At 50.3% G+C, this 14,550-nt stretch carries 14 protein-coding genes and 1 riboswitch; of the genes, 9 read left to right on the top strand and 5 right to left on the bottom strand.

The genetic code is table 11. From position 1 onward, the window contains the following. Positions 1–254: 254 nt before the first annotated feature. From ACJJJB_RS04100 to ACJJJB_RS04125, 6 genes are all read left to right on the top strand, one after another. A complete protein-coding gene (locus ACJJJB_RS04100) occupies positions 255–410 on the top strand; it encodes a hypothetical protein (RefSeq protein WP_444901940.1) in 156 nt (51 codons plus the stop codon). 46 nt (positions 411–456) lie between these two features. After that, positions 457–963, top strand: coding sequence for a hypothetical protein (locus tag ACJJJB_RS04105; protein ID WP_445365782.1), 507 nt, complete (start codon positions 457–459; stop codon positions 961–963). 525 nt (positions 964–1,488) lie between these two features. Continuing rightward, positions 1,489–2,322: a hypothetical protein gene (locus ACJJJB_RS04110; protein ID WP_444945393.1), complete on the top strand. Its 834-nt coding sequence runs from the start codon at positions 1,489–1,491 to the stop codon at positions 2,320–2,322. Then, positions 2,319–2,714: a hypothetical protein gene (locus tag ACJJJB_RS04115; protein WP_444901938.1), complete on the top strand. Its 396-nt coding sequence runs from the start codon at positions 2,319–2,321 to the stop codon at positions 2,712–2,714. Before ACJJJB_RS04110 ends, ACJJJB_RS04115 begins: the two co-directional genes overlap by 4 nt. 87 nt (positions 2,715–2,801) lie before the next feature. Beyond that, complete coding sequence (locus ACJJJB_RS04120) at positions 2,802–4,046, top strand: cation:proton antiporter (protein WP_157533322.1); 1,245 nt, start codon at positions 2,802–2,804, stop codon at positions 4,044–4,046. Between the two features lie 2 nt (positions 4,047–4,048). Next, the gene (locus ACJJJB_RS04125; protein ID WP_445365783.1) at positions 4,049–4,174 is read left to right on the top strand and encodes a hypothetical protein; all 126 of its coding nucleotides are present in this window, start codon (positions 4,049–4,051) and stop codon (positions 4,172–4,174) included. A 118-nt stretch (positions 4,175–4,292) separates the two neighbouring features. Here ACJJJB_RS04125 and tdh read toward each other — a convergent pair whose 3' ends face one another. The 5 genes from tdh to ACJJJB_RS04150 form a co-directional block, all read right to left on the bottom strand. Continuing rightward, on the bottom strand, positions 4,293–5,318 hold the full coding sequence (tdh, locus tag ACJJJB_RS04130; protein ID WP_282953608.1) for an L-threonine 3-dehydrogenase, zinc-binding type: 1,026 nt from the start codon (positions 5,316–5,318) through the stop codon (positions 4,293–4,295). A gap of 87 nt (positions 5,319–5,405) precedes the next feature. Beyond that, positions 5,406–6,605 carry a glycine C-acetyltransferase gene (locus ACJJJB_RS04135; RefSeq protein WP_282951187.1) on the bottom strand — a complete coding sequence of 400 codons (1,200 nt, stop codon included), beginning with the start codon at positions 6,603–6,605 and terminating at the stop codon, positions 5,406–5,408. Positions 6,606–6,685: 80 nt separating this feature from the next. Next, on the bottom strand, positions 6,686–6,901 hold the full coding sequence (locus ACJJJB_RS04140) for a hypothetical protein (RefSeq protein ID WP_282951186.1): 216 nt from the start codon (positions 6,899–6,901) through the stop codon (positions 6,686–6,688). Positions 6,902–6,958: 57 nt separating this feature from the next. Beyond that, positions 6,959–7,087: riboswitch (SAM-I-IV-variant riboswitch) on the bottom strand. Between the two features lie 65 nt (positions 7,088–7,152). Further along, a complete protein-coding gene (locus ACJJJB_RS04145) occupies positions 7,153–8,586 on the bottom strand; it encodes an aldehyde dehydrogenase family protein (protein ID WP_020411817.1) in 1,434 nt (477 codons plus the stop codon). Positions 8,587–8,599: 13 nt separating this feature from the next. Next, positions 8,600–10,216 carry a 5-guanidino-2-oxopentanoate decarboxylase gene (locus ACJJJB_RS04150; RefSeq protein WP_282951185.1) on the bottom strand — a complete coding sequence of 539 codons (1,617 nt, stop codon included), beginning with the start codon at positions 10,214–10,216 and terminating at the stop codon, positions 8,600–8,602. A gap of 278 nt (positions 10,217–10,494) precedes the next feature. Here ACJJJB_RS04150 and pdxH point away from each other — a divergent pair, with 278 nt between their 5' ends. From pdxH to ACJJJB_RS04165, 3 genes are all read left to right on the top strand, one after another. After that, positions 10,495–11,133 carry a pyridoxamine 5'-phosphate oxidase gene (pdxH, locus tag ACJJJB_RS04155; RefSeq protein WP_020411819.1) on the top strand — a complete coding sequence of 213 codons (639 nt, stop codon included), beginning with the start codon at positions 10,495–10,497 and terminating at the stop codon, positions 11,131–11,133. Positions 11,134–11,395: 262 nt separating this feature from the next. Next, complete coding sequence (locus ACJJJB_RS04160; protein ID WP_445365784.1) at positions 11,396–13,087, top strand: Hsp70 family protein; 1,692 nt, start codon at positions 11,396–11,398, stop codon at positions 13,085–13,087. Beyond that, positions 13,087–14,493, top strand: a complete 1,407-nt coding sequence (locus tag ACJJJB_RS04165; protein ID WP_445365785.1) for an RDD family protein — start codon at positions 13,087–13,089, stop codon at positions 14,491–14,493. Before ACJJJB_RS04160 ends, ACJJJB_RS04165 begins: the two co-directional genes overlap by 1 nt. Positions 14,494–14,550 lie beyond the last annotated feature (57 nt).

The following is a 14,550-nucleotide window of genomic DNA, read 5'->3' on the forward strand; positions in this document are numbered from 1 at the left end:
AGTGTTATAATTTTCTAACTGGGAGCGTATTTGTGGCAGCTAAACAATTCTCCAGAGTGCTGGGTGCAGAATAGGCTATTTTTACGGAGCTGGCACGAAGAACTTGTGGTGGGACTTTAGTTGTATCTTTCATAAAGGTTTTAACTGCGCTGAGCGTTGAGCAGTTATGCTCTGGATTCGCCAAAATTGATAAAGTTTATCCGCTTTTGCAGGCAAGGGTTGAGCCATGAGAGCAGTTAATCTGGCGTTGTGATGTGCCCTTTGAGTCAATTCTTATTGAATTGGTTAAACTGGATAATCCCCTTGACTTTGAGCGAGAGTTTAATCGTAGGGGAGAAATGGGGCTGGATGTTGACAAATGTACCTATACGCTCTCCTTCTACATTGATTCTAAAGAAAAGGTAGAGTGAATTATCCTTGATAAGCAGCCATGCGGCCTTAGATAGTTGTTCTGTAATGACATTATTTTGTGTCTTGGATTTCTACTTTAGGGGTGAAGTGACTTTTAATTTAGATGGTCGGCCCCTGTATGGTGCGGTCGAGAATTACTTTGAACCATCAAAGTATTTTACAAGCCAGGAGCCTTCGGTAGTAAAGGATGAACTATTTAAATGGCTTGTAGAAGAATCAGCTTTTTCTCCCGAACGTCAGGGCCGGGCTGTTTATCAGAATTTTACAACGAGGGATCTTGCGACTCTAGTCGACATGGGGAAGAAATATAAAGTGAGACCTAAAGCGTTATTTTGTGCGGTTGCTATTCAGTCTTCCCGCATTCTGCCGAATCACAGGGATTGGATAAAAGTTTTATTGCCTTTAGATGTGAGAGAACTATATGGTGCTCATATAGGATTGAGTGCTGTCGGTGCTTTCTCTGCTGTGACTACACTCGAAGTAATGCCGGATATTGATGTGGAAGATACCTGGCAGTTGGCAAGATACTTACAAGTGGAACTTGACCGTTAAGCTGAGACAGGAGAATCCCGTAAATTTGGTATCCCCAAACACTATGAGCTGAGGGATGTCATCGGTTGTATACGGGAATATGAAGACAAAAACCCTATTTTTGCTGAGGGGCTATGTGTTTCCAATGTAGGAAGTATGAAGGCTCTAGGCACAGAAATGAATTACTTTGAGATTGTTACTGCTATTCCACTTCAAACTCATGGTGCTCATCCGATCCCACTACTAACTTATTCCACCGTAAGAAATTCGGTTTTCATATACTCTTACTGTGAGCCACTCATAAAGAAACCAGGTGTTTTGCTATTTGTAGATAGATATATAAATACATTAAGGAAGTTATTGAAAATGGAAAAACTAACGTAGTTCCTGCGTGAATATGAAGAAAGTTAATATTCCATATGTTTATGCGGTGGGTATGCCCTTTGCAGTACTTATTGCCTCCACTTCGCCTAATTCCTCCCCTTTTCCTATACTGGTTGAGTAACTTCGCTGGACTACAAGATTCAATCAATGTAGGGCTCAGATATGCAGACAGAGCCACCTTCCCGAGAGCTGGATGCCCATAAAGCGTTGTTTTTGGCGTTGACTATATGGTCAATAGTTGGCGCCCAGGTTATTGTCTTTATCCGGGTATGGGAGGCAGTGGGTATTAAACTCTTGCACCGAGGTATCGCTTATCTACACCTGTTTCCCCCGATGTTGGGAGCCCGGGTTGAGAAGGGGGTAAAGCCCTCGTGGTGTTGCAATGTTGAATTTGGGGGGATTCTTTTTGAGGTGTATCTTGAAAGGTATGCCTGCCTGGTAACCCTTTATGTAAATAAAGAAGCGGAAGTTGAATGGATCGTGGTAGCGCCCTGCCATGGAGCTATTGACGGCCGCTCCATTATGGCTCTGTTTTGTTATCTGGATGTTTTTTTGGTTGATGGCTTTTATCCAGAGCCGGCCTCTCTGTCTTTGCCAAAGCCTGTTGAAGAATTACTTAGGGCTGTGGGTCACGTTAGTAGTGATACTTTATTTTACCGGAGTAGGAAAGAGGTAATGTGGCCACCAGTAGAACAGCTGGCTGCAGTTGAAAAGCGTACTAGCCATGCCATATCCCGGGCCCCACCCACAGAAGTGAATGAGTGTCTTGCTGCATTTGGAGAAAGGCACCATATAAATCATACGGCTATCTATTGTGCAATTGCGGTAATATCTGATCACACCTTACCCAGCCACCGCCCATGGGTAGAAATTCTCTTACCAATGCGTGTTCGAAGAATGTACCAACCGATAATTGATATTCATGTTGTTGGGGGGAGGGTGCCGCCACAACCGCTTCGGAAGTTCCTTCTGAGTCTGTTTCAGGGGATATTATGAAGCTCGCAGGCTATTTTCAATCAGGTTCTAATCAAAAGTGTCGACGGCAGGGACCGAGGGCATTTACATTTGAAACGAATTATCAACAGCAAGATATCCTTCAAATAGCCAAAGTGTGTGCTTCAGAAAAACCAGTATTTCTCTCAGCAATTTGTGTTGTGAATGGAGGCAATATGCGTGGTACCGAGGAAGGATTATGTTATTTTGAGTTTGAAGCAGAAATATTAGCACAGAATCACCGTACCCAACCCGTTACGGTAATTTCCTATACCGCCGAATGCCTGTCGGTATTCGTTGTTGGATATTGCAAATTTTTAATCAGTAAACAGAGCGCTTGTAGGTTTGTAGATCGATATATGGAATTAGTCGAGGATTTAGTGGAAAGGACTTAATACCATAGAAACCTATCGTGAATACAGTCGGAGGTTTTTAATTCTGAATTGCTGGTTGATCCTGACCATCGCTGGGAGAGTAAATTTGTGAACGATGTGGTTGTCATTGTCGGGCAGGGGCTTTATTTGGCTGCAGCAGCAGTTCTTGGCTTAGGTATTGCCCGTATCTTAAGGATCGATAACACACTCGGGTGCCTGGTCGCTGGGGTACTGGCGGGATTATTGCTACCAGTGATTGATTATGATACTGGCTTGCGCGCTACCAGTCTCCGTGAGTTGGTTTTCTTTGTGATTCTGCCTGTTTTAATTTTCGAATCGGCTTGGCAGCTTGAGCCGAAAATACTGAAGCGTTGGATTGGTCCGATTCTTCTATTTTCTACTTTGGGTCTTGTAGTCTGTGCCTTTCTTATTGCTGTAATTACTTACTATGGAATCGGGCATCCAGAAGGCTTCCCCTGGATTGCCGCCCTGCTTACCGGAGCGATACTTGCAGCTACTGATCCGGTATCAGTGGTCAATAAACTTCGCCAGGAAAAAACTGGTGAGGATTTATTAACCCTCGTAGAGGGTGAAAGCCTTTTTAATGACGCTGCCGCTGTAGTCCTGTACTCACTGGTTTTAGGGCTGGCCACTTATTCTATTGTTGGCGCAACTGGTATGGGAGCAGAAGCCCCCTCTCTGGGTGTGGGTCCCGTGACGCTGTATTTTTGTATGATATTTTTTGGTGGAGTGGCAGTTGGGCTTGTTTTTGGGTTGTTTACTACTCTGGTTATTTTATTTCTCAGGTCTCCCAGTGCCTCTCTAATGACTTTGGTCGTTGCTGCTTTTGCTAGTTTTTACCTGGCTGAGAGCATATTGCATGTATCGGGTATTATCTCTGTGATGACTTGTGCAATTGTTGCCAGAGCCTGTCTGCGCAAACAGAGTAAGACGTTTCTTGCCGACGCGGAGCCCACCTGGGAGTGGTTGGGATTACTATTTACCGCGATCATTTTTGTGATTATGGGACTGGTGATTACCTTTGAGATGTTTACCCATCAATGGCTGGCTATGATGATTGCCACAGCAGCAGCTTTAGGAGCACGGGCTTTGTCAGTGGTTTTGGTGACCCCTTTGACGAGGTTCGTTGGCCCACCCATCCCAAAATCCTGGCGCCTATTAATGAGCTGGGGGGGGCTGCGTGGTGTAATCGCTGTAGCATTAGTGTTATCACTACCTGTCGAACTTCCCTACTGGTGGACGATCCAGTCTATGGTATTCGGCGTTGTCCTATTTTCACTACTGGTTCAGGGCACAACCAGCGGGCGTCTGATACATAAATTAAAGTTATAGATATGAAAGTTATAGATATGAAAGTTATAGATATGAAAGTTATAGATATGAAAGTTATAGATATGAAAGTTATGGATATGGCTTTTGTGTCTTTTGTTTACGGGATGGATCAGGCAGAAAGCCAGTAAGAATTACTGAGAAAGAAATACTGAAGATATCGAGGAAACACGACAGAATCAGGAGGGAGTGCTGTTTTGATGAAGGGCTTAGGGTTGGGCTGCGGGTTGCCCCGCAGCCTGGGCAGGGCTATTTCCAGTTAAGGATAACCTTGCCGGACTCTCCGGAGCCCATAGTATCGAAGCCTTTCTGGAAGTCATCGATATGGAACTGATGGGTAATAACCGGAGTTAAGTCCAGGCCGGACTGGATCAGGCTGGCCATTTTATACCAGGTTTCGAACATCTCGCGGCCGTAGATACCCTTAATGATCAGGCCTTTGAATATTACCTGGCTCCAGTCAATGGCCATCTCGCCAGCGGGAATTCCCAGCATGGCAATTTTGCCACCGTGGTTCATGGCAGCGAGCATATCGCGGAAGGCCGCGGGTACACCGGACATTTCCAGGCCCACATCGAAGCCTTCACTCATGCCCAGTTCAGCCATCACATCGCTGAGGCTTTCCTCCGCAACGTTCACTGCACGGGTTGCGCCCATTTTACGGGCCAGATCCAGGCGATACTCATTGATATCAGTGATTACCACATGGCGTGCGCCAACATGTTTAGCTACAGCAGCAGCCATAATGCCGATGGGGCCGGCTCCGGTAATCAACACATCCTCACCGACAAGATCGAATGACAGAGCGGTGTGTACGGCGTTACCCAATGGGTCGAAGATAGAGGCCAAATCGTCGGAAATATTATCCGGGATTTTGAAGGCATTTAATGCAGGAATAACCAGGTACTCGGCAAAGGCGCCCTGGCGGTCCACGCCTACTCCATAGGTGTTGCGGCATAGATGGCGGCGACCGGCGCGGCAGTTGCGGCAGTGCCCGCAGGTAATATGGCCTTCGCCGGAAACACGATCACCCACCTGGAAGCCCGCGACTTCCTGGCCCATACCAACTACTTCTCCTACGTACTCATGCCCCACTACCATGGGGACCGGGATGGTTTTTTGCGACCACTCATCCCAGTTATAGATATGCATGTCGGTACCACAAATGGCGGTTTTGTGGATTTTGATCAGAAGGTCGTTGTGGCCGGGCTCAGGAATTTCCACGTCTGTGAGCCAGATTCCCACTTCAGACTTCAGTTTCGATAGTGCTTTCATTGTCATTAAAACTACAAATAGAAAGGCGCGGCGGAACCATGCAAAGGGTGAGTCCTGCTATGGCGCTCTGCCGCGATCAATTGGGCGTTAAATAATTTTCAGTTCACGGCCTACTTCGATAAAGGCATCGATACACTGGTCGAGTTGTTCACGAGTGTGTGCCGCCGACATCTGAGTGCGGATGCGCGCCTGGCCTTTGGGTACTACCGGGTAGAAGAAACCCACCACATAGATGCCGCGCTCCAGCATCTTGTCGGCCATCTTCTGAGCCAGTGCGGCATCGCCAATCATTACCGGGATAATTGGATGGTCGGCGCCGGCCAGGGTAAAGCCAGCTTCAGACATGCGCTTGCGGAAATAGGCGGAGTTATCGCGCAGTTTCTCACGCAACTCACCACCTTCCATCAACATATCCAGCACCTTTAGTGAGGCGGTAACAATTGCTGGGGCCACGGAATTGGAAAAAAGATAGGGGCGCGAACGCTGGCGCAGCATATCGATGATTTCCTTGCGGCCAGAGGTGAAGCCGCCGGAAGCGCCGCCCAGGGCCTTGCCCAAGGTGCCGGTAATAATATCGATACGACTGATAACATCGCAGTACTCATGAGTGCCGCGACCGTGCTCACCGAGGAAACCTACCGCGTGGGAGTCGTCCACCATCACCAGGGCGTTGTAGCGATCGGCCAGATCGCAGATGGCTTTTAAGTCGGCGATTACGCCGTCCATGGAAAAGACACCATCAGTGGCGATCAGCTTGGTCTTGGCGCCCTCGGCGTCAGCTGCCTGTAGCTGTTTTTCCAGTTCCGCCATATTGTTGTTGGCGTAGCGGTAGCGCTTGGCCTTACACAGACGTACACCATCGATAATCGAGGCGTGGTTCAGGGCATCAGAGATAATTGCATCTTCCGGGCCTAGTAATGTTTCGAACAGGCCGCCATTGGCATCAAAGCAAGAGGTGTAAAGGATAGTATCTTCAGTGTGCAGAAACTCGGATAGGCGAGACTCCAGGGCCTTGTGGATGTCCTGGGTACCGCAAATAAAACGCACAGATGCCATGCCGAAGCCGTACTGGTCGAGGCCTTCTTTCGCAGCTTCGATAAGATCTGGATGATTGGCCAGGCCCAGATAGTTATTGGCGCAGAAATTCAGTACCTGGGTGTCGTTGTTCACCTGGATCTCAGCGGCCTGTTGGGAGGTAATAATACGCTCGCGCTTGTAGAGGCCGTCGGCATCAATTTGTTTCAGTTCATCGCGCAGGTGCTCAAAGAATTGTTCTGGCTTTGACATGGTATTGTTTTTAGCTCCTGTCCGGTGCTCGTGGCACTTAGTGATTGGCGCTAAGCAGGTTGGCGCCTGTGTATTCTAGTTTATCCCGCCAGTTCACACGCCTTGTGGGCAGTGATCGGCTGCTCGCTGGCGCGGCAACTGGTGGCGAATTTTAATGCCTCTTCCGCAGTGTCGAACAGCAGTTGCCACAACAATTGCCGATCGGCCCGTCTCACTGCCCTAACCGCCGTACGGTTTCGCTGGTTGGCGATCTGAATTTCTATAACGTCTTTACTGGATAGCGATGTTTCGGACATGGTCCCTCCAACAATAAAATTTGGAGGGCTGACGTGGAAGCGGCGAATGGGTATTCGCTAATCCGGTTGGATTGCTCTTGTAGAGCCCCATCCTCCCCGCTGGCATTGGTGTGCCGGCAGAGAGAGAACCACCTTGCCCCGGTCGGCAGGTTGGCGTTGGCGTCAGCCACTCTCGTGATGTGCGGGCAAAGATAGCTGGGAGGGGATTGGCAGTCAACTATGCCGCCCCCGTTTGGGGGCGGTGCAGAAGTTTATGCGGGCAGTTGCACGGATTTCAGTTCGATAAACTCGCCGAGCCCGGCATCGCCAAATTCGCGTCCATTGCCCGAGCGCTTGTAACCGCCGAAGGGAGCATCGTAGTTAAACTCGCCCCCATTGACGAAGCAGAGTCCCGCCTCGATACGGCGTACCAGAGGCATGGCACTATCCGCATCCTTGGCCCAAACGCCGCTGGATAGGCCGTATTCGGTATCGTTGGCAATGGAGATGGCCTCGTCCATATCCTTGTATGGGATCAGGCAGGTTACGGGACCGAAGATCTCCTCGCGCGCGATGCTCATATCGTTGTGTACATCGGCAAATACAGTGGGCTTAACATAGAAGCCTTTTTCCAGGTTCTCCGGTGTCTCGGCACCACCAGTGACCATGCGCGCACCTTCATCAATACCCCGCTGGATATAACCACGAACGATTTCACGTTGGCGTGCAGAAGAGAGCGGCCCCATAAAGGCGTCTTCTCCGGTGCCCATGGTGATTCCTTCGGCCACTTGCTGGGCAATTTCCACCGCTTCTTCATAGCGCTCAGCAGGTACCAGCATACGGGTCAGGGCTGTGCAGGTCTGGCCGCTGTTGATAAATACATCTTCGCAGCCCCAGCGTACAGCAGCTTCCAGGTCTGCATCGGGGGTGATAATCAGCGGTGATTTACCGCCCAGCTCCTGGGTTACACGTTTTACCGTGGGCGCCGCAGCCTTGGCTACTTCAACGCCGGCGCGGGTAGAGCCGGTGAAAGACACCATATCGATGCCAGGGTGGGATGAAAGTGCCGCACCCACTACCGAGCCAGCACCGGGCACCAGGTTGAAGACGCCGGCGGGTACTCCGGCCTCATCAATAATTTCTGCCATGATAAAGTCCTGCAGAGGGGTAATCTCGGCAGGTTTGGTGATCATGGTGCAGCCGGCGGCCAGCGCTGGTGCCACTTTGCCGACGAACTGGTGCAGCGGATAGTTCCAGGGGGTAATAAAACCACACACGCCCACAGGCTCGCGGAATAAAATTGAATGGGCCGCTTTCTCGGTTTTTTCCATCTCGGAAGTACGCTCAGCGTAAAAGCGCATGGCGTAGATAGGGCCGTCGACGTGTAGCCAGCGAGCGATATGTTCGGGGCATCCGAGAGTTTGGGAAATTGCGAAAGTCAGTTCTTCTTTGCGTTTTTCCATTCCGTCAGCGATGGCGTTGAGCAGTTCGCGGCGTTTCTGTGCGGTACTGTTACGCCAGCTGTGAAAAGCCGTTCTGGCGGCGGTTACGGCCAGATCCACATCTTCGGCAGAGCCCTCTGAAACTTCGCAGATTAACGCTTCGGTGGCAGGGTTGATCACAGGGTGTGATCCTGCACCCAGGGGCTCACGCCACTGGCCATCAATAAACAGCTTTCCGGTTTGCAGTTTGCTGAGATCTGTCATGTCACGCTTCCATTTATTCTGCGCCTGAAGGCGCGCTGATTTCTATCAGGGTTGGAGTTTTTCGGCTAAAGGCTGCACTTACCGCTTCTGTCAGCTGGCCGGGTTGATTGATTCGGCACCCCTCTGCACCAAAGGCTTTGGCGAGGGCGACAAAGTCTGGGGTGCGCAGGTTTACACCTTCCTGGGGCACTTCAGCGGCGTCCATAAAATCACGGATTTCTCCGTAACCGGAATTGTTCCACACCAGTATCGGCAGCGGCAGTTGTTGTTCCACAGCCACTGCCAGTTCCCCCAGGGTAAACATCAGCCCTCCATCGCCAATCAGCGCTACCACGTCGCGCTCACTGGATAACTTGGCGCCAATAGCCGCGGGCAATGCAAAGCCCAGGGTGCCGTAGCCTGTGGTACAGGTAACGTGGCTGCGCGGATGATAGAGGGGCAGTGCGTGGTTAGTGTTATAGGCCAATTGGGTGGAATCTGTCACCAGGATGCCGTTATCCGGCAGGGACTCACGCAGGGCCTTTACCCAGGGGAGGCGTTCCTCAGAGCCATCCCACCACTCTTTGCGACAGTCCTGTAGTAATTGGGCAACCTCTTGTTCGGATTGCTCTTTAGCATTTCCGCTGCGTTGGACCAGAGCGGTATTTAATTGCTGTAGGCTTTCTGCTGCATCGGCGCAGATGGCCAGATCGGGGGTGGCGTTACAAACAAGTTGTGCAGCATCTATATCGATTCGGATTAACTTACCGGAAAAGGTGTAGTCTTCCCGGACCAGATTGCGGTCTGTCTCGGAAAGTTCGGTGCCCACTGCCAGTACGATATCCGCATTTTCCACCCGCTTGCGCACGCAATCGAAGCTCAGGTTGGCACCGCCGCACAATGGGTGGCGTTCGTCCACTACGCCTTTGGCAGCCAGTGACAGGAAAACTGGAGCGGCAACTTTTTCGGCAATTTGTGTAGCTGCCTCACCTGCAGACTGAGCCCCTCCGCCCAAAAGAATAACGGGGCTCTGCGCATTTTGCAGCCAATGAGTGGCAGTGGCGATAGCGGTGCTGTTGGCGCCTGGGGCCATAGCTGCTGGAGCGGCGTGATAATCCTCTATTTGGCCAGGCATGGGTGCCGGGAACAGGTCGATGGGAATTTCAATATGTACTGGCCCTGGGCGGCTGGATCGCAGTAGCTGGAAAGCCTTCGCCATTACTTCCGGCAGTTGTCCGGCCTGAGTCAGGGAATGTTGCCAGATACAAAAGCCGCGGCTGGCATCACTTTGCCGAGGCAGTTCGTGAAGGCGCCCACGGCCCATGCCCAGATCTTCGCGGCGATTAACTGCGGAGATAACCAGCATGGGGATGGAGTCGGAGTAGGCCTGTGCCATTGCGGTGGCGGCGTTGGTGAGGCCGGGGCCGGTGATCAAAAAACATACGCCGAGTTTGCCGCTTGCACGTGCGTAACCGTCCGCCATAAAAGCAGCACCCTGTTCATGGCGCGGAGTGATATGTATCAGGTCGCTGCCTGGCAGGCCGCGATACAGTTCGATTGTGTGTACACCGGGAATCCCGAAGACTTTTTCCACCTGGTATTCGCGCAACAGGCGCATCAGCACCTGGGCACATGTGGGTGCAGAGGACATAACCACCGTTTTCCTTATTCGTGTAAAAATGCAGTGAGCCTAGCCGCCTGCCAAATGCCACGCAAGCGCCCGCAGAGTCTGCATCTGCGAGATGGAAATCGCAGGAAAATTGAGATTCCCCCTGCGTCGCGACAGGAAACTTTGTACGGCTGTCGCGCTTTCATTTACCGTTGGCGGGATGGAAGGGGAGCAGATTTGACGAGTTACTCGCGGAAAAATACCTTTGCCACAACTCGCCAGATACACTATTGAGCAATAGCAACTTAGGAAGTAACACCATGGAAATCGATCAGTGGCGCCGAGAATACCTACTCGGCGGTTTACGTCGTTCTGAGCTGAAGCCTACGCCTCTGGAGCAGTTTCGACAATGGTTGGAGGAGGTCGTTAAAGCGGGCCTTAAAGATCCTACTGCGATGTGCCTGGCCACTGCGGATGCTGCGGGCCAGCCATCTCAGCGGATCGTTCTGCTGAAAGGTTTTGATGAACGCGGTTTTGTGTTTTACACCAACCTGCAGAGCAAAAAAGCCAGGGACATGGCCGATAATCCGCAAGTATCACTTTTGTTCCCATGGCATTTATTGGAGCGTCAGATCATTGTCTATGGCCAGGTTCAGCCGGTATCCAGGGAGGATGCTATAGCTTACTTCCAGTCCCGACCACTGGACAGCCAGCTGGCCGCATGGGCTTCTCACCAAAGCCAGCCCCTGTCTTCCCGCGAAGAGCTGCAAAAGCAGTTTGAAGAAGAAAAAGCCCGCTTTGATGGCGGTGAGGTTCCTTTGCCTGAATTCTGGGGTGGCTACCGGGTTGTGCCGCATTCCGTGGAATTCTGGCAAGGGGGAGCAAATCGCCTGCATGATCGTTTTGTTTACTGTGCTGATGATAGCGGCAGCTGGTCGGTTCAGCGCCTTTCCCCCTGAATAACTCCTATCAATTTCTCGGTTGTAGTTCGTTAGCGGACTGCACTTTTCCCTTCCCTGAGTAGCAAAATAAATGAAAGCGGCTTATTACCGCTTTCATTTTCTGTGTTAAAAACTCGCTTTCGTTCGCTTGCACCAGCTGGCTATTAATATGCCTGGCCGCTTAGAATATTGCGCAATAAACAAAGTAGAAAACCGGTTGCAAAAACTGTGGGTTCGATTTTTTTGCTTACTTAGCCTTTAAAAATAGGTAGAGAGTATTATGGCCATTATTGGGATTGATCTGGGAACCACTAATAGCGCTTGTGGGGTATTGACAGACGATGGAGTGAAACTGGTTCCCAATCGCCTTGGAGAGACCTCGACCCCATCAGTTGTCAGTTTAGATGAGGCTGGCAAACTGGTCGTAGGAAAAACTGCAAAAGAACGCTTGATCAATCACAGCGATACCACTGTTGCTGCCTTTAAGCGTTTAATGGGCACCGATCATAAAATTAAGCTAGGCCGTCAGCAGTTTAGTGCAACTGAACTCTCTTCATTGGTGTTACGTTCCCTGAAAGAAGATGCTGAGGCTTTCCTGAATAAAGAAATTACCGAGGCTGTGATTAGTGTGCCAGCCTATTTCAATGATAACCAACGCCAAGCAACAAAACAGGCTGGGGAATTAGCCGGCCTGAAGGTAGAACGCCTGATCAATGAGCCCACTGCGGCAGCTATAGCCTACGGTTTGCATGATAAACGTGAAGGTAATTTTCTTATTTTGGATCTGGGCGGCGGTACCTTCGATGTCTCCATCCTGGAATTCTTCGATGGCATTATGGAGGTACATGCCAGTGCCGGGGATAACTACCTTGGCGGTGAGGATTTTGTCGAAGCGATGATCGACAGTGTTCTGGAAGAATTAAAACTGAAAAAATCCTCACTGAAACCTCGCGAACTGCAGAACCTGTATATGCAGATGGAAACGGCCAAGCGCCGTATCAGCCAGCAGACAGGGCAGTTACTTAAATTAAACCTTAGTGGTCGTGAAGTTGAGTGGAAAGTGACTTCCGAATGGTTTGAGAGACTCAGCACTCCGCTGCTGCTGAGAGCCAAGCGCCCGATTGAGCGCGCCATGCGCGATGCCGATTTGCCGTCTGCTAAAATTGACGAAGTGGTACTGGTGGGTGGCTCCACCCGCCTGGCCCTGTTCCGCTCTATGGTGGGGCGTATGTTTGGCCGCTTACCCTCCTGCCACCTGAACCCGGATACCGTTGTCGCCATGGGAGCGGCTATTCAAGCCGGGCTCAAGGAAAAAAATTCCGCGTTGGATGATATTGTTCTCACCGATGTATGCCCCTACACCCTGGGTACCGGCATAGTGAACGAAGACAGCCCGCAGCTGGGCAATTACTTCCTGCCGATTATTGAGCGCAACACCGTGGTGCCGGTGAGTATCGTACGAAGCGTCTGCACTGCCCGCGATGATCAGAACGAAGTTTGTATCGATATTTACCAGGGGGAAAATCGCCTGGTAAAGAAAAATGTTTATCTGGGCGAACTCACGGTACCGGTACCCAAGAAACCCAGGGGCGAGGAAGTTGTGGAAGTCCGCTATAGCTACGATATGAACGGTTTGCTGGAAGTGGATATCACCGTCGTTTCCACCGGTAAAACATTTAATAAGTTAGTGGAATTTACGCCGGGCGCCCTGAATGAACAGGATAGAGTCCAAGCCCTGGAAAAACTGGCCAAGCTCAAATTTCACCCCCGTGAAGATGAAGAAAACCGGGCGCTGCTCGCCCGTGGTGAACGCTTGTACGAAGCGAGCCTTGGCGAGCAGCGCGACCATATTTCTAAATTACTCGCAAGCTTCGACCGGGTTTTGGATAAACAAAACCTAGTGGAGATTAGCAAGACGCGTGCCGAACTCACTGAAATATTTGATAAGCTCGACGGTGAGGACTGGATTTAATGAGCCCCTGGGAGATACTCGAGCTAGCGCCCTGTGATGATGCGCGGGCGATCAAGCGTGCCTATGCAAAAAAACTGAAGCATACCCGCCCGGATGAAAAGCCAGAAGAGTTTCAGCAGTTACACAGCGCCTATAAATGGGCGCTGAAAGCTGCCGAGCGTCAAAAAGAAGAGAATGAGGAAAGTAAGGAGTCGCAAAGTACTGAAGCTATTGCGGAAATTACCAATGCTGAGCAGGCTATACTTTCCCCTGAGGTCGCGCAATTACAGGGGCACGTAGAGCCGCAAGTACAACAAGGTAGTGAACTGAATCATCAAGATCACTCCCCAGTCTCCCCAGAAGCTATTGAACAAGCCCCATCAGAAGTCTCTCATGACCTTAACCAAGTCCAGGGCCAGGAAACTGGGGGTGAGATACAGCGGGAGACCGCTACAGAGAAATATACTGAAGAGCAGCATTCTGAAGGTAGGGATGCACAAGAAAATCCTATTGAAGAGGGTGTTACTGAGCAAGATCCACAGCGAGCACAGCGAATTACCGAGTACCATCAAGTACTGGATCAAGTGGATAGGCTGCTGAAAGAGCCCAGTAAATTCAATGTAAAAGAGAATTGGCGGTTTCTCACCGATACACCTTATATGCTCGATGAGGAATATAACTGGAATCTGGGTCTCACAATTTTCGAGCGTTTTGCCAGAATAAATTTGCAGGCAGGTGAGTGTGCCTCTAAAGATAAAAAACAAATACAGATTTCCAACAATATTATTCAGTATTGCAATAACCTGTTCGACTGGAATGGTAATGCCCGCTATTTATACGGCGCTTTGGATGAATCTCTTTGTGACTGCATTTTCAATTCACTACAAAGCGAAGAAGTTACTGTGGACCCTGCCCAAGGGCTTCGAGGTGGGCGCAAGCTGATCCGGCAGAAAGCTATCCAGCCGGAAGAAACCTACGATCAATACTATTTTGGCCACCTGCTGGCTCGAGGCGTAGCGGTCTTACTGGATTTATTGTTGTTGTACGTCGCTGTCGGTTTTATCGCCTCCATTGTAATTATGAAGGTTTACGATATGCCAGAAGGTGCCGCCACAACCATAGCGTTGGGAATCTGTTGCCTGGCCTATCTGCTGATGGCCTGGATTGCAGAGAGCTCCCACTTTCAGGCAACGCCGGGTAAATATTTGATGGGCTACAAAGTCACCAACAAAAAATTTGAGCGAATAGGCTATGGCCACGGCCTTTGGCGCCTACTGAGTTTCACCCTCACCCTACCGTTGGGTAAGATCGGTTGGTTGATTAACTGCTTCCTAGGTGGAAACCTGATGCACGACCGCCTCAGCTCAAGCCATGTCATCAATATGCGTAAATCCCGTGAGGAGCATTTGCGAAAATTAAGAGGGTAGGATTTTGAAAGATAGGAAGTCTATAGATGAACAGATGGTGTCTTTGATATATTTGCG

Source organism: Microbulbifer variabilis (assembly GCF_052468405.1).

Excerpts from the sequence above, each read along its gene's own strand:
- ACJJJB_RS04105 (WP_445365782.1), top strand. The coding sequence starts at position 457 with ATGACATTATTTTGTGTCTTGGATTTCTACTTTAGGGGTGAAGTGACT.
- ACJJJB_RS04110 (WP_444945393.1), top strand. The coding sequence starts at position 1,489 with ATGCAGACAGAGCCACCTTCCCGAGAGCTGGATGCCCATAAAGCGTTG.
- ACJJJB_RS04115 (WP_444901938.1), top strand. The coding sequence starts at position 2,319 with ATGAAGCTCGCAGGCTATTTTCAATCAGGTTCTAATCAAAAGTGTCGA.
- ACJJJB_RS04125 (WP_445365783.1), top strand. The coding sequence starts at position 4,049 with ATGAAAGTTATAGATATGAAAGTTATAGATATGAAAGTTATAGATATG.
- tdh (WP_282953608.1), bottom strand. The coding sequence starts at position 5,318 with ATGAAAGCACTATCGAAACTGAAGTCTGAAGTGGGAATCTGGCTCACA.
- ACJJJB_RS04135 (WP_282951187.1), bottom strand. The coding sequence starts at position 6,605 with ATGTCAAAGCCAGAACAATTCTTTGAGCACCTGCGCGATGAACTGAAA.
- ACJJJB_RS04140 (WP_282951186.1), bottom strand. The coding sequence starts at position 6,901 with ATGTCCGAAACATCGCTATCCAGTAAAGACGTTATAGAAATTCAGATC.
- ACJJJB_RS04145 (WP_020411817.1), bottom strand. The coding sequence starts at position 8,586 with ATGACAGATCTCAGCAAACTGCAAACCGGAAAGCTGTTTATTGATGGC.
- ACJJJB_RS04150 (WP_282951185.1), bottom strand. The coding sequence starts at position 10,216 with ATGTCCTCTGCACCCACATGTGCCCAGGTGCTGATGCGCCTGTTGCGC.
- pdxH (WP_020411819.1), top strand. The coding sequence starts at position 10,495 with ATGGAAATCGATCAGTGGCGCCGAGAATACCTACTCGGCGGTTTACGT.
- ACJJJB_RS04160 (WP_445365784.1), top strand. The coding sequence starts at position 11,396 with ATGGCCATTATTGGGATTGATCTGGGAACCACTAATAGCGCTTGTGGG.
- ACJJJB_RS04165 (WP_445365785.1), top strand. The coding sequence starts at position 13,087 with ATGAGCCCCTGGGAGATACTCGAGCTAGCGCCCTGTGATGATGCGCGG.